Source organism: Corynebacterium sp. HMSC058E07, assembly GCF_001809885.1.
Classification (GTDB): Bacteria; Actinomycetota; Actinomycetes; order Mycobacteriales; family Mycobacteriaceae; genus Corynebacterium; species Corynebacterium macclintockiae.
In genome coordinates, this window is record NZ_KV799260.1 from 1 (window position 1) to 1,012 (window position 1,012).

The 1,012-nt window shown below is 60.4% G+C and carries 1 protein-coding gene; it reads left to right on the forward strand.

Features of this window, described 5'->3' with window-relative positions; all coding sequences use genetic code 11:
* Window positions 1-166 precede the first annotated feature (166 nt).
* Window positions 167-961 (forward strand): LppP/LprE family lipoprotein, encoded by a 795-nt coding sequence (locus tag HMPREF2678_RS02530; RefSeq protein WP_070550720.1) that lies wholly within the window; start codon window positions 167-169, stop codon window positions 959-961.
* Window positions 962-1,012: the final 51 nt, after the last annotated feature.

Here is a 1,012-nt window from a genome sequence, read left to right on the forward strand (position 1 = left end):
AATAGGGTGTCCACTAAACGAGGGTAACCTCAAAGGTACAAAGCGTGCGCAGCGTGTACCGCAAAGTGCAGACTTTATGCAGACAAAGTGCAAACAATGTGCAGAAACTGCGCACACATTGCGCACAGTCACACACTCACACACGATCTGAGATTGGAGAAGAACCATGAAGGCTCACTCTCGAAATTTCAACATTCCCCACACTGAACGCACTCATCGCCCGCGCCGCGGCCGTCGCACCCGCCAGTTCGGTGCAGCGATCGCGCTGACCGGCCTGCTGCTCGGCACCGCCGCCTGCGGCGATGACGATGAATCCCAGGCTTCCGGCAATGCCAACACTCCGGCGGCCACCGCCGCCGAGGCAGAGTCCGGTGCAGCTGGCGCGGCCGACGCACCCGAAGGCGCCAATGGCGCCAATGGCGAGCAGCCGGACACTCAAAACGTCGCAGCCTCCACCGCCGAAGCTCCCAAGGGCGACCAGAACAATGGTGAAGAAAGCGGTGGCGCAGAAACCGGTGGCACAGAAGGTGGCGGCAAGGAGTGCCGCGTGAATTCGACGGCGCCGGAGATCACCAACAACATCAGCAAGCTGCCGCCGAACCCACACGGCTGGAAGCTGACTAATCAGACGAACTACAACGCGTGCTCTGACCTCAGCTACGCGCTGATCACTCAGGCCAGGCAGGGCAACGCCCAATTCGCCACCCAGCTGATGCTGTTCCACAAGGGCAACTACATCGGCATCGCCTCCGACACGGTTCAGCAGACAGAAATCCTCAAGACCACTCCGTCCTCGGTTACCGTCCGCATGCGGGACTGGGAGGCTCTGCACGAGTCGGGTGAAGCCAACGTGGCCGCCAGCAAGTACTTCTCGGACGTAACCTTCCGCTGGGATGGCGGCAAGGTCGTGCCCGACGGCCGCATTCCGAACCAAAACCTGCCGAAGAAGATAGGCGTCTAGTTCGCCACCCTAGCTAGCTTTGTGATGTCTAGCGACATTTTGGACACGGAG